We start from the raw sequence: 26,466 nt of genomic DNA, 5'->3' as shown, positions 1-26,466 counted from the left end.
CTCGTTTCTTCGAGACCGATTTGCAGATGCGGATGGCGTATTCGACTAACCGCCAGTGGTTACCGAGGAGCAGCACGGGCGGTCTCAAGGATGCTGCGCCGCCGTAGACAGCACCGCGTAGGATGGGCAGAGCGCAGCGAAACCCATCGACAACATCCGACATGAAGCGTGATGGGTTTCGCAAGTGCTCTACCCATCCTACGGGCTACGGGCTGCTGCTACGTTCGCGGCGCCGGCTGCGACGGGGATGGCGTAGCAGGCTGTTGCGATGGTGTGGCGGGAGGTTGCTGCTGCGAGGTGACGGGCTGCTGATCACCGCCGCCATGCGGGACGCACGTCCCCACGTTGCTCAACAGCCGTTTGGCCTCGGTCTCGCGAGCTTTCTTGTAGTCCCTGCGCCGGTCAATTCTCGTCGCAGCCATGCGATCCCACGCGTCGAACGCATCGGCGTAGTGCTGTCGCATTTGTTCCTCAGCGGCGAGGCATTCACTGAACTTGTCGAACACCAGATCGGTATTGACGGGTGAGACGCCGCCAACCAGGACCACAAGCATCCATTTCATGGCTTCTGCCTACATTTGCGCCCGCTCACCGGGAACGACCAACCGTCGGCAAAGTTCCCGACTGGGAAGGGGCGTCAGCGCGCCGCCTGACGCGACGCGCCGGCACGGTACACCTGCGTCCCGGCTGATGAGCTGCAAGAAAGGCGCACCGCGTAGGATGGGTAGAGCGCAGCGAAACCCATCGACACAGCCGACGTAAATCGTGATGGGTTTCGCAAGGGCTCTACCCATCCTACGGCCCTGTGGCTAACATCAGGGGCAGAGTGATCATTCACATCAAGGATCAAGGCTCGTGAACGCGAAGTCTCTTGCTAAGCTTGTTGGAATGGTCGCTATATCGGTGTTAGTGGCCACATTGCTTCTCGGTGGGAGCAAAGACGCGAACACCTTTGGTTTTGTTGGTCTCCTAGTAGCAACCTTCTGGGGAATTCCAGCCATCGTTGTGATCACGCTGTACCGCAATGTTGAAAGGCGCGATCATGATCGGTGACCTCTAAACGTCTGCTGGTTACAAACGATCTTCAACGAGAAGTACCTGGCAGGTCAGCTACCGGCTAACAGCTGACGTCGCGCGTCACTTTCCTAGCGTGGCGACAAACTGGCGGTGTCGCTCAAGCCACTCCGGCTTTTGCAAACCGATGACCTGCACGCAAAGCTCAACGCATTCATTGCAAATGGTACCGGCGGTTTGCTGGCCTTTTACGTTCACGGACACCGCGTTGACGACGGAAACAACTTCTCTCGGCTCCTTTCCACAAAAGGAGCAAACAAATTCCAAGTTCGCCATCCTCTGATCCTTCCGCCAGCCGAATTCGGTCACCCGGTGGTTCGCAGGTTGAGATGATCTTATACAACCATGCCGATGTCGGCGATGGGTCAAACGTGGTCTTTGATGAGAGGCGCTTGGCAGGTCGGTTACGGATCCAAAGCCGAAACGTCTGCCGAGCCGAAGAAACCTCGCTTTCGCCTCTGCAGCCGAGACTTGCGGCCCCTCTGCGCCCCGCTGCCATGCCCAAAACGCTTGATCTAGATCAAGCCCGCCACGGCAGCGCCACACCGGAATGGGCCCGATGGCCGCGCAGAACGCGCCGCCTCTAGCCAAGGAGATGATCGATCATGACCTCCTCGAGTTCCCTGCGTACCCTCGTCCTCGCTGCGAGCGCCCTGCTTCTCGGCACCGGCGCCCAGGCCGGGCCGATTCCGACGCATCTTTCGACGATGAAAGCGATGGTCGATCAGACCACGACGGAAGTGCGTTGGGTTGGCGGCTGGGGTGGCGGCTACGGCTGGCGTGGCGGCTATGGCTATCGCGGCGTCGGATGGGGTTATCGCGGCGGTTACGGTTATCGCGGCTGGGGCTATCGCGGCTACGGTTATCGCGGCCTCGGTTATGGACTGGCCGGCGCCGTCGTCGGCGGCGCGATTGCGCGAAGCGCTTATTATGGAAGCTATGGCGGCTACTATGGCGGTTATCCCGCTTACGGCTACGGCTACGGCTACCCGGCCGCGTCATATTATGATTATGGCAGCGACTATTGCGCGCCCTCCGGCAGCTACTGGGCCTACTAAAGCGCGATGAGATTTGGACGGATCGTCACCGCGCTTTAGGTTTTTGTTTTCTCATGATCTTTTCTGGAAAACCGCTTCGCACTTTTCCGGATCATGCCTTAGCGAAAGCGTATTCGCCGCGTCGGAGGATGGCTTGCCGCGGGCCACCATTCTCCGATGGGCCAATTCATATCGGCGGGCCGGCGAAGCTCATCCCTGGCCCGCCGGCGGGACGACATACAGCGTCAGTGCAAACACCGCATAGATGAAGATCATCAGGGCGCCGACGAACCAGGCCGAGCGTCCACTGGTGGTGATGAAGGCCGACGTCACCGTTGCAATCATCACCATGGTGACGGCGCCCGGCCAGAACTGCAGGTCCATCGGCTTCGGTCCCACGACGTAGCTGAGCAGCACCAGCGCGGGTGCGACGAACAGTGCGATCTGCGAGGCGCTGCCCAGCGCGATGCCGACGACCATGTCGAGCCGGTCCTTGCGCGCCGCGGCGAAGGCCACCGTAAATTCGGCGGCGGCGCCGACCATCGAGACGACGATGAAGCCGACAAAGGCCGGGCTCATCCCGAAGGTCTCCGCCGCCTTCTGCACCGATTCCACGAAGATTTCGCTGACCAGCGCGACCAGCACGGTGACGACCAGCAGCGTGCCGACGGCTAATCCGATCGGCCAGTGCGCCTCCTTGTCGTCGCCATGATCGGCGCTTGCAAACAATTCCTTGTGCGTTCCGAGCGAGAACAACAGGCTGAGCCCGTAAACGACGATGAGCAGGATCGAAATGCCGAGGCTGAGCTTGTTCAGGACGCCCCCGTCCTGCGGCAGGTGCGCGAGATCGGCGACTGCGGACGGCGCAAGCAGGGCGACGGTTGCCATCAGCAGCAGGCCGGACGAGAGCCGCGCGCCGGCGCGGTTGTACTCCTGCACGTGGTAGCGCAGGCCGCCGAGCAGCAGGCAGGCCCCTAACATGAACACCGCGTTGGTGACGATCGCGCCCGCAATCGAGGCCTTCACCAGCATGTACTGGCCTGCGTGCAGCGCCGCGATGGCGATGATCAGCTCCGTCAGATTGCCGAGCGTCGCATTGAGCAGTCCGCCCACGGCATCGCCGGTCTTCGCGGCGACCGCTTCGGTGGCGTGGCTGAGCAGCGCGGCCAGCGGCACGATGGCAAGCACGGCCAGCACGAACAGCAGCGTATGAGAATGCGGCGCCACCGCCTCGGCCACCAGCACGATCGGCACGAACACCAGCATCCAGAGCAAAGGGGTATCCCGGATTTCCCTGAGCAGAGTCTGCATGTCGGCCGCCCTTTCCATCGCTGCGCTGATGGAAAGGTCCGGCGGCCGCGGGGGCGAGTATTGATCTGGCTCAACGGAGAGGGCCACCTCGCCGGGGAGTGCCGCCTACCGCCTATTCATGAAGCCGCGTTTGCCAGTCCGGAGGCACCGCCCCGGCGGGTCCAGGCACCGGCTGATCCAACGGACGCGATTGCGGGCCTTGAAGCTTCGGGCCGGCGAAAGCCTGTCCCGTGCGATAGTCGTAAAACCATCGTTCGCCCGGCTCGAAGCTCGTGATGATCGGGTGACCTGTCGCCGCATTGTGTTTCGATGCGTGCTGATTGGGCGAGGCATCGCAACAGCCGATGTGACCGCATTCGACGCATCGGCGCAGATGCAGCCACCACCCGCCTGCAGCCGAGCATTCCACGCAACCCGTTCCGCTTGGCTTGGCTGCGAGGTTGATGCCATCCGTCTCAGGCTTCATAGGTCAACCCATTGCAAGTGCGCGCCGCCGGCGCAGATACATTCGCGCCGCGATCCGCCACGATCGCATCCTGCCAGTGTTTTGCCCGACGGGTCAACTTGATCGCGGCCGCGCATGCCGTCGCGACGCGTCGCGAAAATCCCTTATCGATCAAGGGCCGCTCTACTGTGCATGGGGTTGTTTTTCGACTTTTTTGTTTTAGTCCTCCAAAAACTCAGCAGCACTCACTCCGCCTGCAGGATCTCCGCGATCGCCGCCCCCGCCGCGATGGTGCCGAGCCTGCCGCCGACGTCGCGCGTCGCCCTGCCCTCACGAAGCGCCTTGGCTACCGCCGACTCGATCGCACGCGCCGCTTCCTCGTAACGAACGGCGCTCGTCTTCTCGCCATGCCAGGCCAGCAGCAGGGCCGTCGACAGGATCAGCGAGATCGGATTGGCGACGTCCTGGCCTGCGATGTCGGGCGCCGAGCCGTGCGCGGCCTGCGCCATGGCGTAGCGGTCGCCGACATTGAGCGAGCCGCCGAGGCCGAGGCTGCCTGACAGCTCCGCCGTGAGATCGGACAGGATGTCGCCGAACATGTTGGTCGAGACGATCACATCGAAGCGATCGGGGCTCCGCACCACATGCGCCATCATGGCATCGACCAGGATGTCGTCGACGTCGAGACCGGGATAGCCCTTCGCCGCCGCGCGGCAGATGTCGAGGAACATGCCGTCGCCGATCTTGAGCACATTGGCCTTGTGCACGATGGTGAGACGCCTGCGCCGCTTCATGGCAAGGCGGCAGGCGGCGTGCGCGATGCGCTCGCAGCACAGGCGCGTGATCCGGCGCAGCGAGATCACGACGTCGGGCGTGACCAGCATCTCGCCATTGCCCTGCTCCATGTTGCGGTCGGCGTAAAAACCTTCGGTGTTCTCTCGGACGACGACGAGGTCGAACGCGCCGAGCCGGCCGGGCCGCCCCTCATAAGTGCGCGCGGGCCGGACATTGGCATAGAGGTCGAGGTTCTTGCGGAAGTGCCTGGACGGGTTGATCTCGCCATGCGCCTCGTCCTTGAAGTCGAAGGTCGCGGTCGGCCCCAAGATGAGGCCGTCGGCGGCGCGGACGATGTCGAGCAGTTCGGGCCGCACGGTGGTTCCTGATAGCTTCAGGCTCGCATGCCCGACCGCATGCTCCTCGAGGCGCAGATTGAGCTGGAAGCGTTCGGACGCCGCGCGCAGCACGCCCGATGTCGCGGTCGTGATCTCGGGGCCGATGCCGTCACCCGGCAGAACGACGATTTGCATGGCGTTTCCCTGTCATTGCGGCAGCCGACGCGATCATACGCCAGAGCGCAGCCGCATCGCCTCACCTTCGTGCATACACAGCATGCAAGCATATGCCTGTGGCAGCGGCCTTCGGCGTAGTACATGCCAAAAGTCCGTTTTAGCCACGCCGCCGGAGCAACGCGCTCACGCAATGACAATCACGTTACCTGCCGCAGCGCGCGAGCCCGACCACATCACCGCCGACGGCCTTCCGGCTGCGCAGCGGCGCTGGGCGATTACCGCGATCTTCACCGCGCTGGCGATGGCCTCGCTCGACACCGCGATCGCCAACATCGCCCTGCCCGCCATTGCCGCCGACCTGCATGTCACGCCGGAGCAGTCGGTCTGGGTGGTCAACGTCTACCAGATCGCGCTGGTGGCGACGCTGCTGCCGCTCGGGGCGCTCGGCGAGATCGTCGGGCATCAGCGCATCTATCTCGGCGGCCTGATCCTGTTCACCATCGCCTCGCTGTTCTGCGCGGTGGCGTGGTCGCTGGACAGCCTGCTGGTCGCGCGCACGCTGCAAGGCCTCGGCGCCAGCGGCATCATGAGCGTCAACACCGCGCTGGTGCGCTTCGTCTATCCCGGCAGGATGCTGGGCCGCGGTTTCGGTCACAACGCGCTCGTGGTCGCGACCGCCTTCACCTTCGGCCCCTCGATCGCCTCCGCCATCCTCGCACTCGGCCCGTGGCCGTGGCTGTTCGCCGTCAACATCCCCTTCGGCCTGGTCGCGATCGGCATCGGCTTTGCGATGCTGCCGAAGACCCCGCGCGCCGATCACGGCTTTGACTTCCTCGGGGCGATCCTGGCGTCGGCCTGCCTCGGCCTGTTCATCACGGGCATCGGCAGCGCCGCGCATAATCTGTCGCCTGTCGTCGTCGGCATCGAGCTGGTCGCGGCCATCGCGTTCGGCTTCATCCTGACGCGCCGCCATGCCGACCATCCCGCGCCGATGCTGCCGATCGACCTGTTCAGCCGTCCGATGTTCGCGCTGTCGGCTGCGACCGCGGTGTGCTCCTTCGTCGTGCAGGGCCTCGCCTTCGTCTCGCTGCCGTTCTATTTCGAGGACGTGCTCGGGCGCTCCCAGGTCGAGACCGGCTTCTTCATGACGCCATGGCCGCTGGTGGTCGGCATCATGGCGCCGATCGCGGGGCGCCTCTCCGACCGCCACAAGGTCGGCCTACTCGGCGGCATCGGCCTCGTGCTGCTTGGCCTGGGCATGGCCTTGCTCGCGATGCTTCCGTCCAACCCCGCCATCCCCGACATCATCTGGCGGATGGTGATCTGCGGCATGGGATTCGGATTCTTCCAGGCGCCGAACATGAAGGCGGTGATGTCGAGCGCGCCGCCCCATCGCAGCGGCAGCGCCTCCGGCATCGTCGCGACCGCGCGCCTGACCGGCCAGACCACGGGCGCGGCGCTTGCCGCGCTCTGCTTCGCGCTTGCCGGTCACGACGGCGCAACCGTCGCGCTGGCCCTCGGCGCGGGCTTTGCCGCGCTCGGCAGCGTCATGAGCTTCTTGCGGCTCGCGGTGAAGTAAACCGCTCAGGCCAGGTGCCGGGCCGCCGTCACGTCAATGGCCGCCGCGGGGACGACCGGCTCGTCATCGATCGCAGCGAGGCGCGTATCGATGGCTTCGATGACCTTGCGCGAGAACGGCCCGAGATGCGCATAGGCCGCGATCATCTGCACCGCGATCCGCGCCGATGAGGTGTCGCGCTTGGCGCAGTTCATGAAGGTCTGCCACAGCGGCCCGCGCGCCTCGGGAAGCGCGGTGACCACGCGGTGCACCGTTTCCATCGCGCCGAGCCTGGCGCGGATGTCTCCTTCGGCGAGTTCGGGGCGCTGCCTGGAACGGTCGAGCAGCGTCATCAGGCGGTCGACCCGCCGCGCATACGCCGCCGGGCTGTAGATGTGCTCCAGAACGCGCTTGTAGTCGGTCAGGATGTCTCGCAACGGGCGGACCGGATCGAAGTTGATGCCGGCCGTGCACTGATCGGCACCGATGGTCGGCGCCACGTCGTGGCCCTGATGCAGCCGGCCCTCGCGCTCGAGGCGCCGCGTCAGCTGCGTGTTCGGCAACGCGTAGAGCAGGCCGACCATGGCGACCGGAATCGCGGCCTCCTCGATGAAATCGATCATCGCCTCCGCCATCGAGACCTTCTCGTTGTCGAAGCCGACGATGAAGCCCGCGGTGACGAGTATGCCGGCGGCGTAGATCTTGTGGATGCTCTCGGCGATGTTGCGCCGCGTGTTCTGCTTCTTGCGCATCGCGACCAGCGTCGCGGGATCCGGACTTTCGATGCCGACGAAGATGCCGAAGAAATTTGCGGCTCCCATCAACTCCAGCAATTCAGGATCGTCGGCGAGATTGACCGAGGCCTCGGTCGACAGCTCGAAGGGATAGTTGTGGGCGCGCTGCCACTCGGCGAGCTGCGGCAGGAACTGCCGCAACGACTTCTTGTTGCCGATGAAATTGTCGTCGACGAAGTCGAGATGGCCGCGGTAGCCCATGTTGTAGAGCGTCTCGAGCTCGACGAACATCTGCTCGGTCGTCTTGGTCCTGGGCACGCGGCCATAGAGCTCGATGATGTCGCAGAATTCGCAGGTGAAAGGGCAGCCGCGCGAATACTGCACGCCGATATAGAGATAGTCCTCGAATTTGAGCAGGTCGAAGCGCGGCACCGGCGTCTTGGTGACGTCGGCCTGGAATTTCGGCGCGGTGAAGACACCGGAGCGGGCCCCGCTTTCCCAGGCGGCGATGAACTCGTCGATGACGCCCTCGGCCTCGCCGAGCACCCGGAAATCGGCCCGCTCGTAGATGTGGGGGCTCGAGGTGGGATCGGGCCCGCCGACAACCACCGGCTTGCCGGCGGCGCGGCCGAGCTCGATCAGGCGCAGCGTATCGGACTGTTGCGGCAACATGCCACCGGTGAAGACGACGTCGGCCCAGGCGAGGTCCTCGTCACTGAAGGCTTGCGTGTTGCAATCGATCAGCCGGACCGTCCAGCTCTCGGGCAGCATCGCGGCAACGGTGATGAGGCCCAAAGGGGCGGCAGGACGCTTGACGCCCATCACCTTGCAGGATTCGCCAAAGCTCCAGAAGGACTCTGCCGAAAACAGCGGATAGAGCATCAGCACGTTGGGACCCGGCACCTTCATGGAACTCCTGTTGCGTCGGGTGCAGTGTAGCAAAGCATTTCCGTCTTGCACCCCGGCAAAAGGGACAAACTGTCGCCGCAACGCGGCGGTAATTGGGCCAAGAACCTGCGTTCATGGCCGGGTGTCGCTTCAGGCCGCATATCTGGCATTCCGGGGGGCTGGAACCCGGCCCGCCCCGGGGTGAGCCGATCAGGCGCGCTCGGTCGCCAGCATCTTCCGGCTGCTCGCCAGGACATCGCTGCACCAGGTGAAGAACGCGCCGAGAAACTCCCGGCCGGCCGCATCCGTGCGGGCATGCTGCCGCAAGGTCTCGAACCCCTTCTCCATCCGGGATGCATTGCGCGCGAGCAGCGCACGGATGTCGCTGCGAACGAGCGGGTCCTCCTCCTGCTCCAGCATGTGCACGTCCAGCTGGGTGACGTGGATGAACGAATATTGCGCGTGCAGCACCGCCGTCATCGGGCGCGGCCGGTCGACCACGATCGGGCTGGGATAGAGCTCGTCCTGCGGATTGCTGATGATCCGGATCGCATTCTCATTGGCGACGCCGAATGCCCGCAGCTTGTGATGCGCCATTTCATGAACGATCGCCTGCGCGGTCGCGAGCGGGCAGTTCACCGTCAGGCCGATGACGCCGAATCGCGCATCGACCGAGTGGCTGGCCGAACCGAGGCGGCCGGGCCCTTCGGTCGGCTGCTCGGTGTCGTGATAGCACTGGATCGTATGCACGATGTCAGGCCACTGCCTTGCGGCGAGCGGCCAGCGGCGGACGTAGTGAAGCGCCTGCTCCATTGCCGGGACCGCTTGCGCGTCGGGGACGAAGCGCGGCGCGGGCAGCAGCGGATCCTCGGTGCGCAGGGCAACCCTGCCCTCCGCGATGGTCGGCGCGCCGTTCACCGGAGGCCGCTGCGGCGGCAGCGGTCGCCACGGTGTCGGCTCGCTTTCGATCAAGCCGAGGGCGACCGCGGTGTCGTAACCGTCGGCCTGCGGTCGTGCCGTGCGTTCCCAGTCAATCGACGTCGCATTCATGGCGCGTTCTCCTTCGAACCGGTCAGTGCAGGCGATCATTCGCCGGCGAGAGCGCCGCAGAGACTCTCGCTGCCCGTCCAGGCAACAAGGCGAGCCCCATCGCTGCGGCATACGTAGTCATGTCCTTGAACCGGTGCAGCGAGCGGTCGGTGCCAATCACGATCACCGTTTTTGCGATCGCGCGGACCGCGGCCAGCGCGTCGCGGCCGCCAAGCTGCTCCGGATCGACGAAGGCGAGGTCGATTCCTTCGGGTACAAGGCGCGACAGCGCCGCAAGCGCCTCGATGCTGGACCCGCCCAGCACCGGCAAGGATGCGCCGAGGCACCGGCGCGCGGCCTCCGCGGCCGCAGCATCTTCCTCGGTGCCGTACAGTCTCAGCTTGGGCCTCGTCTGCGCGATCAGCTCCAGCAGGAGCCCGTCGCGGCACCCGACATGCACGGCTGACGTGGCGCGGCGCAACGCGGCGGTCTGCTCCCACACCACCGTGCTGAAGCGCGAGCGCATGGCGAAGGGGCTTTCGAATCCGGCCGCTTCAAATCCATTGCCGAGTTCGGCGAGGATGTTGGCGTTGTCCGCGGGTTCGACCGGCGCGGCCTTGCGTTTTTCCGGGCGCCTCACCGCGTGACGCAGCGGCCGAGCCCGCGCCGTTCCCTCGTCGGAGAGCCACGTGCAGCGGAAGGCCGCCGTCGTGACCTCGGCGATGCCGTTGACCAGCGAGGCATCGACGGCCCAATCGGCGATCTCTTCGAGCCATGCCATCTCTTCGACAAATCCGAGTTCGCGGCCGAGATCGAGGAACGCGCGGGAACGATCTCGCGTCGCGGAACAATGCGCCGAACACGGCGCGTGCCGTACCGGCCCCAGTCCCAGAACCGCGAGCGCGAGGTGAGCCGGCATTCGCGCCTTGTCGTCGCACGCGAGAAGGCTCGCCAGCGGATCGCTTCCGCCGTGCCGGAGGTAATTCGCCCAGGACCTTGTGCAGCATGCGGGATAGCCGAACCGCATCGCCGCTTGCTCCAGGCCATCCGCCGCAGGCCCCGCGATCAATGCATCGAGCGGCGGAGCACCGATCAGGAACGCATAGTCGAGCAGCCTCTTCGGCTCGTCGATCGATGCCTCAAGCGGCCAGTCCGCGGCATAGCCGAGCGAGGCCTTGAGCGGCTTCGCTTCGAGACCGATCGCGCGCGCCCGCTCCGTCAAGGCATCGACGCCATCATAGCCAGTCCACACCAGCGTCGCCGGAAGGCGCCCTTGGCGCACCATCTCGAATTCGATCGCGAGCGCGGCATGCCGAAGACGTTCCAGACGCGGCTGCCAGAGCGTACGGGCTTGCGGGCCGCTGAAGCTGATGCGTTGTGCAGCCGCCTTGGCGGCAACAGGCTCGCGCGGGGTCGCCGCAAGCGGAGGACGCGGCCATGTCAACCAGGCGGACGTCATGGTGCGTCCACCTGCTGGATCAGCGAATGCAAGGTCGGATTGTCACCGATCGACCAGGCCGCGATCATCTTGGCTTCGAGGTCGGAGCGGCGGTCCGACCGGCTGATCACGGTTTCCCCGTTCGCCTGAAGCTCGGTCTCGATGTCCTCGAACAGACCGAACCATACCGGGCAGTCGACCGAGCGCATCCGCCAGTCTCCCCCGATCGCCGTGCCCGGACAATTGCCCTTGCAGGCCAGAAAGAACCTGCAGCCCTGGCATCCGCCATCGGCCTGCGGCGTGCGATAGAGCGAGAGCTGACGCTCGAACGCCTCGCGACTCGCGCGCAGATGGGTCACGCCGTCCTTGTTGGTTCGGCCGCAATTGCCGAGCCGGCCATCGCTCTCGACGCCCACCACGGCGCGGGTCGCATAGGGATCGCAGGCATGGAATACGCACGAGGTGCGGGCGTCGTCACCCCGGAGCATCGCGGCCATCTCGGCGAAGATGTCGAACTGGATCGATGGCAGCTCCCGTTCGAGCCGGCGCAGTCGCCGCAGCGCCGCCAGGTTCTCCTGCGCGGTGAGTGCGAGACCCTCGCCGGCTTCCGTTTCGTCCTGCTCCAGCAGATGCAGGCGCAGCTTGCGCACACCGAGCCCGCCCAAAAATCCGATCCAGTCGCACAGCACGCCCAGCCGATCCGGCCCAGCGTTCATCCGGTTCAGCGTCACGATCACGTTCGGCGGCATACCCTCCCGGCACAGTGTCTCGATCGCGGCCTCGATCCGCGCGGTCGCGCGCCGCGTTGCCGGAAGGCTCCCGGCCCAGCGCGCATCGTTGAGCGGTCCCGGTCCGTCGATCGAGATGCCGATGCGCACGCGATATTTCCTGAAGAGCTCGATGTCGCGCTCCTCGATCAGCGTGCCGTTGGTCTGCATGCCGACACCGCCGTGACGGTCGAAGCCGAGCTGCATCAGGCGCTCCAGATCGGCCCGGCGCGTCATCATGATCTCGCCGCCGAACAGGCTGAACGGCTCGGCCAGCCGGTCCAGCGTTGCCATGATCGCGTCGAGATCGTAGCGCGTCGGAACGTTGCCGGCGGTGCGGATGCCCTCCTGATAGCAGTAGCGGCACTTGATGTTGCACTTGTCACCGAGCGGACGGACTTCGACGGTCATGGCTGCACCCGTTCCAGGTCTGCCGGCTCGTCGTGGACGTCCAACAAGGCCGCGCGAACAGCCGTGCGTTCGCGTGGCAGGACGAATCCGAGCGGAAACTCGGCGCGGGCATCTGCGTCAAAGATCTCGCGGCCGGCCTCCGTGACCAGCGACAGCATCCGACCCTCGATCTCGACCGCGAACCGCCGCGCCAAAACCGCGTCCATCGCGGCCTCGACCGACGCTGCATCGAAACGATCGGCGAGCTGCGCAACGGCGCTTGGCCGCGTGCAGGGATTGCGCAGCAGATTGAGCACGGCAATCTCGGCCGGTGCCGGGCAATAGAACGGCTGAAGCGCGCATGCCCGCGTGTCGCTGACGAGATGCGCGGTGCCGACGGCCGTCATCGCCAATTGCGGGGCAAAGGGCTGGTCGAACCAGCGCGCGCGCCAAGCAGCACTCGCGTCCTTGAGCAACACCAAGTCCTGCTCACACGCAGCATCGGGCGCATCCCCCTCAAAGAAATAGGCAAGGTTAGCGAGATCCTCGTCCGGGACGTCGTAGATCGCGCCATAGGCCGGCATCGGCGTGACATTGCGAAAACCGATCTCTGCGGCGCGCTCGAAATTGGGGCTGAAGCGGTCGAGCCGAATGCGGCCGCAGCCGACCGGCGGCTGCAGATGTTCCAGCAGCGGGACCATCTCGGCGACAGTGTCGTAAGCCTCGGGCGGCTCTCCGGGGAAGCCGTAGAGGATCGACCAGACCAGCCCGACGCCGAGCTCGCGGCAATTGCGCAGCAGGCGTAAATTGAGCAGAGCGCTCACGCCCTTGCGCATGAGATGCAGCACCGGATCCGACAGGCTCTCGATTCCGGGCTGCAACCAGACCGTCCCCGCAAGCGCCAGCGTCTCGAGCTGCGCCTCGTCCATGTTGGCCTTGATCTCGTAGAAGAAACGGAAGCCGCGCGCCGGGCGTTCGGCGAGTTGTCCCAGCACGCCATCGATGTGGGACATGCCCAGGATATTGTCGGTCGCGGCGAACCTGATGATCCCGAACTGCGCATGCAGCGTCTCGATCTCGTCGAGCACGCGCGGCGCCGACTTGGCCCTGAACGCCATGCCCTCCCCGTTCAGGCCGCAGAATGTGCAATGGTGTTTCTGGCCCCACCAGCAACCGCGCGAGGACTCGAACGGGATCGAGGGCCGCACACGCGCGGCTTCGGACAGCCCGGCCAGTTGCGCGAAATAATCGGCGTAGTCGGGAATCGGCAGCGCATCCATCGCGGTCGGACCGGCCGCTGCACCCGTTGCGGGCTGGTCGCGCGACAGGCATCCCGGCAGGCCGCGGGGCTGTTCGCCGCGCAGGATCGCCTCCACGGCCGGGCCGAACACGGTATCGGCCTCGCCATTGAAGACGTAGTCGATCTGCGCAAAATTCTTCAGCAGCACCGCGCCCATCGGACCGTGGCAATTGGCGCCGCCGAAGCAGACCACGACTGACGGATCGCGCGCCTTGACCGCGGCCGCAATCGCGAGCGAAGCCGCCGTCTGCTCGAACATCGAGGTGAAGCCGATGATTTTGGGATTTCGCTCGAGCAGCCGGTCGGCTGCCTCGGCGACGAAAGACGGGATCAGGTCGCGGCGGATCTCGTAGAGCTGCTCCAGCCCCTTGCGCGCGATGGCGGCGCCGAGCTCGCGGATGTGGCGCTGCGCCTGCGGCCGGTCGGGCCGCGTGCCCAGGCAATCGGCAAACAGCCAGTCGCCGGCCAGGAGCTGGCTCGGGAGCTTCTCCGCAAGCTGCTCGTTCAAATCGAGCCCGACGCGGTCGGCGAACATCAAATTCAGATAGAGCGTCTCGGCGCGAATGCCTCTCTGCCGCAGCAGCGCCTGCAACAGGCCGAGCGCCGCCGACGGCCGCACCACGGACATCACCGGCGCCGAGCAGAAGAGGACATCGACGCTCATGGGACGGCCGCAATGTTGGAAGGCACCGGTTGTCCGTCCAGCAGGATCTCGCAGGTCTCGATCTGGCCGCGGCGCGTTTCGGCAGCTTCGCGCACCCGCGCCAACAGCTCCGGCGAGCGGAAGATGCGATCGCATGCGGTGCAGATGCCGTCAAAGTCCTCCGCGCGCATCGGCACGGGGTCGTCGGCCGTGACAGCGGCGAGGATGGCGACGGGTCCTTCCAGCCGGATCCATCTATAGAGCGGGTCGTCCGCGGCCGTGCGCATGGCGGCTTCAATCCCTTCCTTCTCGATATGCCCCACCTTCAACGAGTCATAGTGAGGCAGCACGCCGCAACACGGCCGAATCCCGCCCTCATGATCGACCGTAACCGTATGAAGAACGGACTCACAGGGACCGCGATAGGCCGAGGCATGGTGAACGCGCCCGGCCTGCGTATCCGCGTCCGTGCCCTCGCCGCGGCCCGTCGAATTGGCGACGGTCTCATAGATGTTGACGCCGGGCTCGTCCTGAAGACCGAGATCGGCGCGCAGGCTCGCGGCGGTGATCTTCGAGCCCGCTTCAACCACCACCGCGATCCGAAGCAGCAGGCCGCACTCGCGCGCTGCCGCCACCGCATTAGCAATGAAATTGAGCGGCACGAACTCGGCATGGGGATCGTCGTAAGACAACGTCATTTCGGTGAGGCCGGCCGTGCGCAAACGCCGGACGGCCGCCGTCGCGCGCGCGGGCGACTTGGCCCAGAATGCGCTCGTGGTGATACCGGCGCGCAAGCCCAGTGATGCCGCCAGCGCGACGGCTTCGGCAACGATATCGGCATGCAGCATCGGATCGCCACCGACGAAATGGACGATCTCCATCGACGGGATTTCTGCGGCCTGGCGAATGCAGCGATGGACGTCAGCGGCGGACAGATGGCCGCCGTGAAACATGTCAGACGAAAAGCAGCAGTGCGAGCATTTGAGCGGGCATTTCAGGGTGACGTTGAGAACGAGATTGGCGGGCGTCACCCTCGCCGCACGAAAATCGGATAAGAATTGTGCGCCGAACGCCATGGCCGACGACCTCATATCCCGGCTGCCCGGCGAACCGGTCAGCCGGCCATCATGATCTGCCGACGAGATATTTGCCGACGCGGGATCAGAGGATGTCGATATGGATCGTTCCGGCCTGCACGCCGCCGCTCCGCGTGGCGAGCTTGCTCCGCAACATCGTCGCCGTCTGGTCGTCGAGCTGAACGCCAACGCTGCTCAGATACGAGACGGGATCCTTGCTGACGTCGCTGGCAAGGCCGAGCAGGTCTGCGTGTGTCGTGAGTCCAGAAGGCGACTTGGCTTTGAGATCGTTACCTGACGCGAGAACTTTTTCGAGATCAATCGTGACGATGCGGCCCATGGCACTTCTCCCTTAGGATGGACTAATGATCCACCAAACGCAAAGGTTGTACAACGCCCTGGGTTAGTCAAATTAATTCTGTGCGGCTAAGCGCTGCGGCCATGCACCGCCGTTCACACGCCGCAACACCGCGCGCCCAACATTCTTCCCCGCGCGTTTCGATCTCTTTGACGGCCACCCCTCGGACTCTTGATTTGAACAGTTCCAATTTGCCGGACACATTGCGCCCCTGAGTCTAATCGGTGGATTGGGCCAATCAGGGGACTGCGATGGCAAACCTAACAATCAACGGAAAAACCTTCACACTCGACGTCGAGCCGGATACGCCGCTGCTCTGGGCGATCCGCGAGAATGCCGGCCTGACCGGCACCAAATACGGCTGCGGCATCGCACAATGCGGCGCCTGCACCGTCCACCTCGACGGCGTGGCGATGCGCTCCTGCGGGATCACGGTCAGCGAGGCCGAGGGCAAGAAGATCACCACGATCGAAGGGCTCGCCGTCGGCGGCACGCTGCACAAGGTGCAGGAAGCCTGGATCGCGAAGGACGTTCCTCAATGCGGCTATTGCCAGAGCGGCATGATCATGGCTGTGGCGGCGCTGCTGAGCGAGAAGCCGAAGCCGACCGATGCCGATATCGACGAGGCCATCACCAATATCTGCCGCTGCGGCACCTTCCAGCAGGTGCGCGAGGCGATCCATACGATCGCAAGCGCCTAAGGAGCCGCCTCATGAACAAGCACGTCTCTCCCAAGATGAACCGTCGTGCCTTCGTCATCGGCAGCGCTGCTGTCGGCGCGGGCCTGGCAATCGGGCTCGACATCCCCTTCGGCGGCCCCACTGTGGTGCGCGCCGCCGACGGATCGCCCGAGATCGGCGCCTGGGTCGTGGTCAGGCCCGACGACACCGTCGTGATCCGTATCGCTCGCTCCGAGATGGGCCAGGGCTCGCTCACCGGCCTCGCGCAGCTCGTCGCCGAAGAGCTCGAATGCGACTGGTCCAAGGTCACGACCGAATATCCGACGCCCGGCCAGAGCGTCGCCCGCAAGCGCGTCTGGGGCGATTTCTCCACCGGCGGCAGCCGCGGCATCCGCTCCTCGCAGGACTATGTCCGCAAGGGCGGCGCTACCGCGCGCGTGATGCTGATCGAGGCCGCCGCCAATGAGTGGAAAGTGCCGGCCTCCGAATGCACCGTGGCCAGGGGCGTCATCACCCATAAGGCATCGGGCCGGACCACGACCTACGGCAAGGTCGCCGAGGCCGCCGCAAAGCTGACGCCGCCAGCCGACGTCAAGCTCAAGGATCCCAAGGACTGGACCATCGTCGGCAAAGGCCTGCTGCGGCTCGACACCGCCGACAAGACCACCGGCGCCATGACTTACGGCATCGACGTCAAGCTGCCGGGCATGCTGAACGCCGCGATCAAGGACTGCCCGGTGTTCGGCGGCAAGCTGAAGAGCTATGACGAGGCCAAGGTCGCGGGCATGAAAGGCGTCAAGAAGGTCGTCAAGGTCGGCGATACTGCGGTCGCGGTCGTGGCCGACACCTGGTGGCACGCCAAGACCGCGCTGGAGGCGCTGCCGATCGTCTGGGACGAGGGCGACAACGCCAAGGTCTCCAGCGAGTCGATCGCGAAATGGCTGGCCGAAGGCCTCGACGACGGGCAGCCCGCCTATGTCGGCAACAAGAACGGTGACGCGAAGGCGGCAATCGCCGGAGCCGCGAAGAAGGTCGAGGCTGTCTACAGCTATCCCTACCAGAACCACGCCACGATGGAGCCGATGAACGCCACCGCGCTCTACACCGCGGACAAGTGCGAGGTCTGGTGCGGCACGCAGAACGGCGAAGCCGCCTTCGCGGCGGTGCTGGAGGCTTCCGGCCTGCCGGCGGAGAAGTGCGACGTGCACAAGGTGATGCCCGGCGGCGGCTTCGGCCGGCGCGGCCAGACCGACTATGTCCGCCAGGCGGTCATGGTCGCCAAGCAGATGCCGGGCACACCGGTCAAGCTGCTGTGGTCGCGCGAAGAGGATATGGCGCACGGTCGGTATCACCCGATCACCCAGTGCAAGATGACCGGCGCGTTCGATGCCAACAACAACCTCGTCGCGCTGCACTACCGCTTGTCGGGGCAATCGATCCTGTTCTCGCTCCGCCCCGAAGCGCTGCAGAACGGCATGGATCCGGCGGCATTCCAGGGTGTCGCCCAATCCGGCGAGGCCGCGATCGGCTATTCGGTGCCGAACCTTCTGGTCGAGCATGCGATGCGCAATCCGCACGTCCCGCCGGGCTTCTGGCGCGGCGTCAACGTCAATCACAACGCGATCTACATGGAATGCTTCATGGACGAGCTCGCCCATGCTGCAGGCCAGGACCCCCTGGAGTTCCGCCGCAAGCTGATGGGCAACCATCCCAAGCATCTTGCGGTGCTCAATGCGGTCGCCGAGAAGATCGGCTGGACCACGCCGGCGCCGCAAGGCGTCTATCGCGGCATCGCGCAGGTGATGGGCTATGGCAGCTATGTTGCGGGCGCTGCCGAGATCTCGGTGACCGAGGGCAGCAAGATCAAGGTGCATCGCATCGTCGCCTCCACCGATCCCGGCTACATCGTCAATCCGGCGCAGGTGGAGCGGCAGATCGCCGGCTCCTTCGTCTATGGCCTCTCGGCGCTGTTCTATGGCGGCTGCACGGTCAAGGACGGCAAGATCGAGCAGACCAACTTCGACACCTACAATTCGATGCGCATCAACGAGATGCCGAAGGTGGAATCGGTGATGGTGCCGAGCGGCGGATTCTGGGGCGGCGTCGGCGAGCCGACCATCGGCGTCGCGGCGCCGGCGGTGCTCAACGCGTACTTCGCAGCGACCGGCAAGCGCATCCGCTCGGTGCCGCTGCGCGACCAGAACATCACCTTCGCCTGAAGCAACATGCTGCGGCGGCGAGAGATTGCCGCCGCAGCCCTTTCCAGATGCCCCTGATGACCACGCGCCCGGTGACACGGCGCAATGCCGTGTTCGGCATCACCATGGCGGCCGCAGCATTAGTGCGGCCATCGATTTCGTACGCGCAATCCACGGGACGTATCGTCGTGGTCGGCGGCGGTTTCGGCGGCGCGGCTTGCGCCCGCGCGTTGAAGCGCGCGCAGGGAGATTTGCAGGTCATCCTGATCGAACCCAACGCGATCTTCACCTCCTGTCCCTTCAGCAACGAGGTGATTGCGGGCCTGCGCGATATCGACGCGCAGCGATTCGGCTACGACAAGCTCGCAGCGGATGGCATCACCGTGATCGGCCAGGCCGTGACCGCAATCGAGCCGGACCGGCGCAGCGTCATGACGACTGACGGCGTCGCGCTGCCTTACGACCGTCTCGTGCTCTCGCCCGGCATCGACTTCCATGTCGAGGCCCTGCCCGGCTACGACGAGACCGCATCGGAAAAGATGCCGCATGCCTGGAAGGCCGGCGCGCAGACGCTGTTGCTGCGCAGGCAGCTGGAAGCAATGGAAGACGGCGGCACGGTCGCCATTGCAATCCCCGCCAATCCCTCGCGCTGCCCGCCGGCGCCCTACGAGCGCGCCAGCCTGATCGCGTATTACCTGAAGACGAAGAAACCGCGCTCGAAAGTGCTGGTCCTCGACGCCAAGGACAATTTCTCCCAGCAGCGGCTGTTCGAGAAGGCGTGGAAGGAGCTCTACGGTGACATGATCGAGCGCATCGGTCTGTCGCAAGGCGGCCGCGTGACCTCGGTCGATGCCGCGACCAGGACCATCGTCACCGAATTCGGCAACTACACGCCTGAGGTCGCCAACGTCATTCCGCCGCAGCGTGCCGGGCGCATCGCCGAAATCGCGGGCGCAGCGGACCACACCGGCTGGTGCCCGATCGATCCTGTGACCTTCGAGTCGAAGCTCGTTCCGAACATCCACGTCATCGGCGATGCCTGCCTCGGCGGCGGCATCCCGAAATCGGCCTCCGCTGCGAGCGCGCAAGGCAAGGCCTGTGCCGCGGTAATTGTCGCTTTGCTCGCAGGTGGTGCACCGGAGGCGCCGCGGCTGACCGGCGTCTGCTACAACACCGTCGCTCCCGGTTACGGCTTCTCGCTCGCCGGCAATTACCAGCCCAGAGGCGATATCTTTGCCGAGGTCGAAGGCGGCACGACGAGCCCGGTCGATGCTCCGCGCGAATTGCGCGCGCGCGAAGCAACTGAAGCCGAGCGCTGGTTTCAAACCATCACGGCGGACACCTTTGGCTAGAGCATTCGTGCACATCGCAGCGCTGATCGCCGCCAGCCTCGCCTTTGCCCGCGATGCGTGCGCTGACGAGCTTGTGCCCTACAAGATCGTCGGCGACAGCATTCCGCAATCGCTCACCGGCGCGCCCGGCGATGCCGCGCGCGGACGCGCGCTGGTGCTGGCGCGCACGACCACCTGCATCCTCTGCCATTCCGGTCCGTTTCCGGAAACACGGTTCCAGGGCGACCTCGCGCCCGATCTCACCGGCGCCGGGAACCGGTGGTCGGCGAGCCAGTTGCGGCTTCGGCTGGTCGATGCGTCCCGCTTCAATGCGGAGACCATCATGCCATCCTATTATCGCAACGACGGCCTCGTCCGCGTCGGGCGCAATTTTGCCGGCAAGCCGATCTTGTCGGCTGCGGAGATCGAGGACATCGTGGCTTTTCTTGCAACGCTTCGGGACTAGGCTCATGCCAACCACGCGACGACGATTTTTGAGCCTTGCCGGAGGCGTCACGGCTGCCGGGACGATCCCGATCATCACGCTGCGGCCGCTCGAGGCGACGCCTGCGATGCTCACCGCAGCGATCCGCAACGTCGTCGGCGAGGCATCGATCCGCACCGGCAGGGTGAAGCTCGACATTCCGCCGCTGGTCGAGAACGGCAATACCGTGCCGATGATGGTGAGCGTCGCCAGCCCGATGACGGCGACCGACTACGTCAAGAGCATCCACGTCTTCAACGAGAAGAACCCGCAGCCGAACATCGGCAACTTCTATCTCAATCCCTCCTCCGGCCGTGCCCAGGTCTCGACGAGGATCCGGCTCGCCGACACCCAGAAGGTGGTGGCGATCGCGCGGTTGTCCGACGACACCTTCTGGCAGGCCATGGCCGACGTGGTCGTGACGCTGGCCGCCTGCACCGAGGAGATGAACTGATGGCCGCGCTCATCAACGTTCCCGCAAAGGCGAAACGCGGCGACATCATCGAGATCCGTACCCTGACCTCGCACATCATGGAGACCGGCTTCCGCCACACCGCGGACGGCAGACTGGTGCCGCGCGATATCATCACGAGCTTCACCTGCCGCTACAACGGCGCCGAGATCTTCCGCGCCGACCTGTTTCCGGCGATCGCCGCGAATCCGTATCTGTCGTTCTTCACCGTGGCGAAGGAGAGCGGCAAGTTCGAGTTCGAATGGACCGGCGACAACGGCTATTCATCCACCGCCTCCGCATCGATCACGGTCGAATGATTTTTTGGCGCGCGATAGCGGCGGCGATGCTGCTGGTCACGGGCCCCGCCCTGCTCGCCGGCGAAATCCCGCCCGATGCGCGCCGCTCCGGCTATTCGTTCATGGGCCCGGACACGCGCGCCATGCAGGACGACGACACGTCCAATCCGGGCATGCTGTTCGTGCTCGACGGCGAGACGCTCTGGAGCAAGAAGACGGGCGACGCCGGCAAGGCCTGCGCGGATTGTCATGGCGATGCGCGCAGCAGCATGAAGGGCGTCGCGGCGCGCTATCCCGCCTTCGACAACGCGCTGGCGCGTCCCGTCACGCTCAACCAGCGCATCAATCTCTGCCGGGCCAATCATCAGCAGGCACCGCCGCTACCTTACGAGAGCCGTGACCTTCTGGCCCTGTCCGCCTTCGTCGGCCACCAGTCGCGCGGCATTCCGATCGCCGCGGGCGACGATCCGCGGCTCAAGCCATTCGTCGACCAGGGCCGCGACCTCTTCGTGCAGCGCGAGGGACAGCTCAATCTCGCCTGCACCAACTGCCACGACGACAACTTCGACAAGCGCCTCGCGGGCGCGCCGATCACGCAAGCGCAGCCGACCGGCTATCCGCTCTACCGCCTGGAGTGGCAGACGCTGGGGTCGATCGAGCGCCGGTTGCGCAGCTGCATGAGCGGCGTTCGCGCCCAGGCCTTTGATTACGGCTCGCCCGAGCTCGTCGCGCTCGAACTGTACCTGATGTCGCGGGCGCGCGGCCTGCCGATGGAGACGCCGGCCGTACGTCCCTGATCGTAGATTAGGACTAGGCAGGCGTGGTACGGCCGCTAGTATCCCTTCCAAAGAAAATGAGTCAGAGGGAGGGACTGCATTGGCCAACCACAACATCTCGCGCCGCACGCTGCTTAAGGGCACCGCCGCAACCGGCGCGCTCAGCCTGACCGGATTGCCCGCGCGCGCCGAGGTCAACTGGAAGAAATACGCCGGGACCAAGCTGGAGGTGATCCTCGCCAAGGGTCCGCGCGGCGACAACCTGCAAAAGAACATCAAGGAGTTCACCGAACTCACCGGCATCCAGGTCGAGTCCGAGCAGATTCCCGAGCAGCAACAGCGCCAGAAGGTCGTGATCGAGCTCACCTCGGGACGGCCGAGCTTCGACGTCGTGCATCTCAGCTATCACGTGCAGAAGCGGCAGTTCGAGAAAGCCGGCTGGCTCGCAGACATGACGCCGTTCATGAAGGACCCGACGCTGACCGCACCGGATCTCGTCGAAAGCGATTTCTCGGCCGCCGGCCTGCAATACGCCAAGAACGACAAGGGCCAGATGCTGTCGCTGCCCTGGTCGGTGGACTATTTCATCCTCTACTACAACAAGGAGCTGTTTCAGAAAAAGGGCGTCGCTGTCCCCAAGACCTTCGACGAGATGGTCTCGGCCGCCGAAAAGCTCACCGACGCCAAGGACGGCACCTACGGCTTCGTCGGGCGCGGCCTGCGCAACGCCAACATGACGTTGTGGACCAACTTCTTCCTCAACTATGGCGGCGAATTCCTCGACGCCAAGGGCAATATCCTCACCGATGGCCCGGAAGCGGTCGCGGCGACGAAGCTCTATCAGACGCTGCTGACGAAGGTCGCTCCGCCCGGCGTCGTCGGCTTCAACTGGATGGAGTCGATGGCTTCGTTCACGCAAGGACGTTCGGCAATGTGGATCGACGGCGTTGGCTGGGCGCCGCCGCTGGAAGATCCTGCGGCCTCGCGCGTCGTCGGCAAGGTCGGCTACACCGTCGTCCCCGCCGGACCGAAGGGGCAATATTCGGCCACCTATGGTGACGGCATCGGCATTGCCGCGGCGAGCAAGAACAAGGAAGCCGCCTATCTGCTTTGCCAGTGGGTGGTCTCGAAGAAGCAGGGCGCACGGCTGCTGCAGGCCGGCGGCGGCGTGCCGTTCCGCAACTCGATCCTGAATGACCCCGAGGTCCAGAGCGGCGTAAAGATGCCCAAGGAATGGCTGCAGTCGGTGATCGATTCCGCCAAGATCAGCAAGCTGGGCCTGCCCGTGATCATCCCGGTCGCCGAATTCCGCGATCTTGTCGGCGCCGCAATTACCTCGACCATCACAGGTACCGACCCCGCCACTGAGCTGAAAAAAGCCCACGAGCAGTTCCGGCCGATCCTGGAGCGCAGTGAAAAAGCGTGAGTGCGTTGACACAATCGACTCCGGCCGCGGCTCAGTCTGATGCCGCGCCGGAGAAGGAGCTGCGGCCGCCGTCCTACTGGCCCTTCGTGGTGCCTGCGCTGGTCGTCGTGCTCGCGATCATCATCTTCCCGTGGGTCTTCACCATCTGGATGAGCCTGAACGAATGGAAGGTCGGCTCGCCGACCACCTTCGTCGGGTTCTCCAACTATCTGCGGCTCACGAGCGATCCGCGCTTTCTCGAGGCGGTGGGCCACACGCTGGTCTACACCGTGCTGTCGGTGGTGCTGCCCCTGATCCTCGGCACGCTCTCGGCCGTGGTGTTTCACCAGAACTTTGCCGGCCGCGGATTTCTGCGCGGCGTCTTCATCATGCCGATGATGGCGACGCCGGTGGCGATCGCGCTGGTCTGGACCATGATGTTCCACCCGCAGCTCGGCGTGCTGAACTATCTGCTGTCGCTGGTCGGGATCCCCGCACAGCTCTGGGTCTTTCACCCCGCAACCGTGATTCCCTCGCTGGTGCTGGTCGAGACCTGGCAATGGACGCCGCTGGTGATGCTGATCGTGCTCGGCGGCCTCGCCGCGATCCCGACAGAGCCTTACGAGAGCGCGCAGATCGACGGCGCCAGCTTCTGGCAGGTGTTCCGCTTCATCACGCTGCCGCTGATCATGCCGTTCCTGTTCATCGCCGGCATGATCCGCATGATCGACGCGGTGAAGAGCTTCGACATCATCTTCGCGATCACGCAAGGCGGACCGGGGTCGGCCTCGGAGACCATCAACATCTACCTCTACAGCGTCGCCTTCACCTATTACGACCTCGGCTACGGCTCGGCGATCGCGGTCGTGTTCTTCCTGCTGATTGTCCTGCTCGCGGCGGTGATGCTTTACGCCCGCCAGCGCATGCTGTGGACCGAAATCGCGAGGGGCGCATGACACCCCGTCAGATCATCGGCAAAATCGGCCTGTGGCTCTCCGTCTTCATCATCGTCTCGCCGGCGATCCTGTTCTTCCTCTGGATGATCTCGCTGTCGCTCAAGTTCGAGGTCGACAATGCCGCCTACCCGCCGGTGTTCTTTCCGGATCGCATCGCCTGGAAGAACTATGCCGACGTGCTCGCCTCCAACCGCTTCCTGACCTATTTCATGAACAGCCTGATCGTCACCGGCAGCGCGACCGTGCTGGCGCTCATCGTCGGGGTCCCCGCCGGCTACGGCATCGCGCGCATGGCCGCGCATAAATCCGCGATCGTGATCCTGATCGCCCGCATCACGCCGGGCCTGTCCTACCTGATCCCGCTGTTCCTGCTGTTCCAGTGGCTCGGTCTGCTCGGCACGCTGGTGCCGCAGATCATCATCCATCTCGTCGTGACCGTGCCGATCGTGATCTGGATCATGATCGGCTATTTCGAGACGACGCCGATGGAGTTGGAGGAAGCCGCCCTGATCGACGGCGCCAGCCGCTGGCAGGTGTTCCGCCACGTCGCGCTGCCGATCGCAAAGCCCGGCGTCGCGGTCGCCTTCATCCTCGCCGTGATCTTCTCCTGGAACAATTTTGTGTTCGGCATCGTACTGGCCGGGCGCGAGACGCGCACCCTGCCCGTCGCGGTCTACAACATGATCTCGTTCGACCAGCTGAGCTGGGGACCGCTGGCCGCCGCCGCGCTGATCGTCACCTTCCCGGTGCTGCTGCTGACGGTGCTGGCGCAGAGGCAGATCGTCGCCGGACTGACGGCGGGGGCTGTGAAGGGCGGATAACAGATGAAACGGCCGGGCGACACGACGTCGCCCGGCCGGTTTTGTTGCTGTCGTCCGTTCCTACTCCGCCGGCGCGGCGTGCATCTCCGGATGCGCGGCGTAGTGCTCGGTGGTGCCGAGCTTGCTCGCCGCGAACAGTCCGGCCGCCATCACGGCGTAGGCAAATGCCACTGCGGGCGTGACGCCGAAGCCGCCGCCGATGCCGACGGCTTCGCCGTGCATGAAGCCGAAATAGGTCAGCACCGCACCGACCAGAGCGAACGCCGAGGCCTTCTCGAAATCGCGCTCGATGATGAAGACGCCGATCGCGCCGAGGATGAGGCCGCCGAGAATGGAGCCGCCGCCCATCACCTCGAGGCCGTGATAGAATACGCCCTGCTGCGGCAGCGCCGCGACCGCAGCCGTCTTGACCGCGTCGGCCTTGTCGGCCGCCATGCCGCCGACGGTTGCCGCCGCACTCATGGTCGAGGCCAGCATGGTGTCGATCTGGAGCTTGGCCCAGGCCGCCAGATGCGGCGTCAGCGCCAGCACGATCGCGGGCGCGTGCTTGACCGGCGTGGTCTGGAACGCCTGCGCGCCGATGAGCATGCCGATATAGAGCAGGATCGGCGAGATCGCGACAACGGGCACCAGCGCCAGCAGCACCGAGATGATGCCGAACCAGGCCAGCACCACCACCATGATGCCGGTCGCGGCCGAATAGCCGATGCGGCCGCCCATCGCCTTCCAGCCGGGATGACCGATATAGACCGCGTTGATGAAGGGATTGCCCATCAGGCAGCCGATTAGGCTGACGACGCCGTCGGCGGTGAGCACGCGCGTGGTCGGATATTCGTCGCCGGCCGCTTCCGCGCTCTCGACATTGTCCATGGCCTCGACGAGGTCGTAGATGCCGAACGGAATGGCCGTGACGAGGATGATGCCGAGAAATTCGAAGCCGGAGAAGACGTAGCCCACGGCGGGAATCGGCACCGAGAAGCCGAAGTTCGCGAAGGCTGCGCCAACGCCCGCAATGCTCAACCCGCCGAGGCCAAGCCCGAACAGGTTCGAGCCCCAGGCGATGATCATGCCGGCCGCAATGGCGACGAGGCCCGCGGGAATGCCGCGCCAGTATTTCACGCCGCCGAACCAGCTCACCAGGATGATGGCGAAGCAGACGAGACCGATCTGCGGCGTCATGTACATCTCAAGTGCAGGCCGCATCGAGATGAAGGTGACGGAGACGCCGGCGAGCGTGCCGAGCAACGCCGCACGCGGCGTGATTTTTCGAATGAACGGGGCAATGAAGCCGCCGATCATGAGGATGAAGCTCTGGAAGAACACCCAGACGAGACCGGCCGACCAGCCCTTGAGCGGATCGCCGGTCTTGAGCGTGATCGGCAGCATGATCACGAAAGTGACGATGAACATGTGCGGCACGCTGACGCCCGACGGCAGCGCGCAGACATCGTCGCGGCCGGTCTTCTGCGCGAGGCGATAGGCGAGATACGCATAATAGAAGGTGGACAGGCACATCATCAGCCCGAGCGCGGGCAGGATGCGGCCGAACACGAGGCTGTCAGGCATCTTCAGCACGAAGCGCAACAGGCCCGTGAGCACGAGCATGTTGACGAGGATGTTGGTGCCGAAGCCGAAAAACGCGTTCCAGTCGCCCGATGTCCATAGTGCCGGCTTGAAATCGGACTTGCTCAGATCAGATTTGCCGGCCGTCCCCGTCAATGTGCTCAT

At 65.0% G+C, this 26,466-nt stretch carries 26 protein-coding genes; 13 read left to right on the top strand and 13 right to left on the bottom strand.

The window, feature by feature from the left end; genetic code table 11:
• Positions 1-218 precede the first annotated feature (218 nt).
• Positions 219-563 (bottom strand): hypothetical protein, encoded by a 345-nt coding sequence (locus tag XH79_RS30230; protein ID WP_212343454.1) that lies wholly within the window; start codon positions 561-563, stop codon positions 219-221.
• Between the two features lie 292 nt (positions 564-855).
• Between XH79_RS30230 and XH79_RS30225 the strand changes: the two genes are divergently transcribed.
• Positions 856-1,053: a hypothetical protein gene (locus XH79_RS30225; RefSeq protein WP_271583997.1), complete on the top strand. Its 198-nt coding sequence runs from the start codon at positions 856-858 to the stop codon at positions 1,051-1,053.
• Positions 1,054-1,137: 84 nt separating this feature from the next.
• Here XH79_RS30225 and XH79_RS30220 read toward each other — a convergent pair whose 3' ends face one another.
• A complete protein-coding gene (locus tag XH79_RS30220) occupies positions 1,138-1,350 on the bottom strand; it encodes a ClpX C4-type zinc finger protein (protein WP_271583996.1) in 213 nt (70 codons plus the stop codon).
• A 329-nt stretch (positions 1,351-1,679) separates the two neighbouring features.
• Here XH79_RS30220 and XH79_RS30215 point away from each other — a divergent pair, with 329 nt between their 5' ends.
• On the top strand, positions 1,680-2,132 hold the full coding sequence (locus XH79_RS30215) for a hypothetical protein (RefSeq protein WP_271583995.1): 453 nt from the start codon (positions 1,680-1,682) through the stop codon (positions 2,130-2,132).
• A 189-nt stretch (positions 2,133-2,321) separates the two neighbouring features.
• Here the strand turns inward: XH79_RS30215 and cax are convergent, their stop codons facing one another.
• From cax to XH79_RS30200, 3 genes are all read right to left on the bottom strand, one after another.
• On the bottom strand, positions 2,322-3,422 hold the full coding sequence (gene cax, locus XH79_RS30210; protein WP_271583994.1) for a calcium/proton exchanger: 1,101 nt from the start codon (positions 3,420-3,422) through the stop codon (positions 2,322-2,324).
• 112 nt (positions 3,423-3,534) lie between these two features.
• Positions 3,535-3,888: a UBP-type zinc finger domain-containing protein gene (locus XH79_RS30205; protein ID WP_271583993.1), complete on the bottom strand. Its 354-nt coding sequence runs from the start codon at positions 3,886-3,888 to the stop codon at positions 3,535-3,537.
• A gap of 224 nt (positions 3,889-4,112) precedes the next feature.
• Entirely contained in the window at positions 4,113-5,174 is a 1,062-nt protein-coding gene (locus XH79_RS30200) for an isocitrate/isopropylmalate dehydrogenase family protein (RefSeq protein WP_212343448.1), read from the bottom strand.
• A 172-nt stretch (positions 5,175-5,346) separates the two neighbouring features.
• Here XH79_RS30200 and XH79_RS30195 point away from each other — a divergent pair, with 172 nt between their 5' ends.
• Entirely contained in the window at positions 5,347-6,735 is a 1,389-nt protein-coding gene (locus XH79_RS30195) for an MFS transporter (protein ID WP_271583992.1), read from the top strand.
• Between the two features lie 5 nt (positions 6,736-6,740).
• Here XH79_RS30195 and XH79_RS30190 read toward each other — a convergent pair whose 3' ends face one another.
• The 7 genes from XH79_RS30190 to XH79_RS30160 form a co-directional block, all read right to left on the bottom strand.
• The gene (locus XH79_RS30190) at positions 6,741-8,357 is read right to left on the bottom strand and encodes a B12-binding domain-containing radical SAM protein (RefSeq protein WP_271583991.1); all 1,617 of its coding nucleotides are present in this window, start codon (positions 8,355-8,357) and stop codon (positions 6,741-6,743) included.
• Between the two features lie 189 nt (positions 8,358-8,546).
• Positions 8,547-9,386 carry an aKG-HExxH-type peptide beta-hydroxylase gene (locus XH79_RS30185; protein WP_271583990.1) on the bottom strand — a complete coding sequence of 280 codons (840 nt, stop codon included), beginning with the start codon at positions 9,384-9,386 and terminating at the stop codon, positions 8,547-8,549.
• A gap of 22 nt (positions 9,387-9,408) precedes the next feature.
• On the bottom strand, positions 9,409-10,824 hold the full coding sequence (locus XH79_RS30180) for a hypothetical protein (protein ID WP_271583989.1): 1,416 nt from the start codon (positions 10,822-10,824) through the stop codon (positions 9,409-9,411).
• A complete protein-coding gene (locus tag XH79_RS30175) occupies positions 10,821-11,981 on the bottom strand; it encodes a radical SAM protein (RefSeq protein WP_271583988.1) in 1,161 nt (386 codons plus the stop codon). Before XH79_RS30175 ends, XH79_RS30180 begins: the two co-directional genes overlap by 4 nt.
• Positions 11,978-13,924 (bottom strand): RiPP maturation radical SAM C-methyltransferase, encoded by a 1,947-nt coding sequence (locus XH79_RS30170; RefSeq protein WP_271583987.1) that lies wholly within the window; start codon positions 13,922-13,924, stop codon positions 11,978-11,980. The genes XH79_RS30175 and XH79_RS30170 overlap by 4 nt, the downstream gene beginning before the upstream one ends.
• Complete coding sequence (locus XH79_RS30165; RefSeq protein WP_271584344.1) at positions 13,921-14,979, bottom strand: radical SAM protein; 1,059 nt, start codon at positions 14,977-14,979, stop codon at positions 13,921-13,923. The genes XH79_RS30170 and XH79_RS30165 overlap by 4 nt, the downstream gene beginning before the upstream one ends.
• Before the next feature lie 85 nt (positions 14,980-15,064).
• Complete coding sequence (locus XH79_RS30160; protein WP_018646167.1) at positions 15,065-15,319, bottom strand: hypothetical protein; 255 nt, start codon at positions 15,317-15,319, stop codon at positions 15,065-15,067.
• Positions 15,320-15,588: 269 nt separating this feature from the next.
• Here XH79_RS30160 and XH79_RS30155 point away from each other — a divergent pair, with 269 nt between their 5' ends.
• The 10 genes from XH79_RS30155 to XH79_RS30110 all read left to right on the top strand — a co-directional run bounded on the left by XH79_RS30155 (position 15,589) and on the right by XH79_RS30110 (position 24,738).
• On the top strand, positions 15,589-16,038 hold the full coding sequence (locus XH79_RS30155) for a (2Fe-2S)-binding protein (RefSeq protein ID WP_271583986.1): 450 nt from the start codon (positions 15,589-15,591) through the stop codon (positions 16,036-16,038).
• An 11-nt stretch (positions 16,039-16,049) separates the two neighbouring features.
• Positions 16,050-18,236 carry a xanthine dehydrogenase family protein molybdopterin-binding subunit gene (locus tag XH79_RS30150; RefSeq protein ID WP_271583985.1) on the top strand — a complete coding sequence of 729 codons (2,187 nt, stop codon included), beginning with the start codon at positions 16,050-16,052 and terminating at the stop codon, positions 18,234-18,236.
• Between the two features lie 47 nt (positions 18,237-18,283).
• A complete protein-coding gene (locus XH79_RS30145; RefSeq protein WP_271583984.1) occupies positions 18,284-19,567 on the top strand; it encodes an NAD(P)/FAD-dependent oxidoreductase in 1,284 nt (427 codons plus the stop codon).
• Positions 19,560-20,012 carry a sulfur oxidation c-type cytochrome SoxX gene (gene soxX, locus XH79_RS30140; RefSeq protein WP_271583983.1) on the top strand — a complete coding sequence of 151 codons (453 nt, stop codon included), beginning with the start codon at positions 19,560-19,562 and terminating at the stop codon, positions 20,010-20,012. The genes XH79_RS30145 and soxX overlap by 8 nt, the downstream gene beginning before the upstream one ends.
• A gap of 4 nt (positions 20,013-20,016) precedes the next feature.
• Positions 20,017-20,484, top strand: coding sequence for a SoxY-related AACIE arm protein (locus tag XH79_RS30135; RefSeq protein WP_212343436.1), 468 nt, complete (start codon positions 20,017-20,019; stop codon positions 20,482-20,484).
• A complete protein-coding gene (soxZ, locus tag XH79_RS30130) occupies positions 20,484-20,801 on the top strand; it encodes a thiosulfate oxidation carrier complex protein SoxZ (RefSeq protein WP_212343435.1) in 318 nt (105 codons plus the stop codon). The genes XH79_RS30135 and soxZ overlap by 1 nt, the downstream gene beginning before the upstream one ends.
• Entirely contained in the window at positions 20,798-21,577 is a 780-nt protein-coding gene (soxA, locus tag XH79_RS30125; protein WP_271583982.1) for a sulfur oxidation c-type cytochrome SoxA, read from the top strand. Before soxZ ends, soxA begins: the two co-directional genes overlap by 4 nt.
• A gap of 79 nt (positions 21,578-21,656) precedes the next feature.
• On the top strand, positions 21,657-22,982 hold the full coding sequence (locus XH79_RS30120) for an ABC transporter substrate-binding protein (RefSeq protein ID WP_271583981.1): 1,326 nt from the start codon (positions 21,657-21,659) through the stop codon (positions 22,980-22,982).
• On the top strand, positions 22,979-23,917 hold the full coding sequence (locus XH79_RS30115) for a carbohydrate ABC transporter permease (protein ID WP_271583980.1): 939 nt from the start codon (positions 22,979-22,981) through the stop codon (positions 23,915-23,917). The genes XH79_RS30120 and XH79_RS30115 overlap by 4 nt, the downstream gene beginning before the upstream one ends.
• Positions 23,914-24,738 (top strand): carbohydrate ABC transporter permease, encoded by an 825-nt coding sequence (locus XH79_RS30110; RefSeq protein ID WP_271583979.1) that lies wholly within the window; start codon positions 23,914-23,916, stop codon positions 24,736-24,738. Before XH79_RS30115 ends, XH79_RS30110 begins: the two co-directional genes overlap by 4 nt.
• Positions 24,739-24,798: 60 nt before the next feature.
• Here XH79_RS30110 and XH79_RS30105 read toward each other — a convergent pair whose 3' ends face one another.
• Positions 24,799-26,466 carry a regulator gene (locus XH79_RS30105; RefSeq protein WP_271583978.1) on the bottom strand — a complete coding sequence of 556 codons (1,668 nt, stop codon included), beginning with the start codon at positions 26,464-26,466 and terminating at the stop codon, positions 24,799-24,801.

This window comes from Bradyrhizobium sp. CCBAU 45389, assembly GCF_028128625.1.
Lineage (GTDB): Bacteria > Pseudomonadota > Alphaproteobacteria > Rhizobiales > Xanthobacteraceae > Bradyrhizobium > Bradyrhizobium liaoningense_B.
Note: the sequence above shows the minus strand (reverse complement) of the source record. Positions and strands in the feature narration are given on the sequence as shown.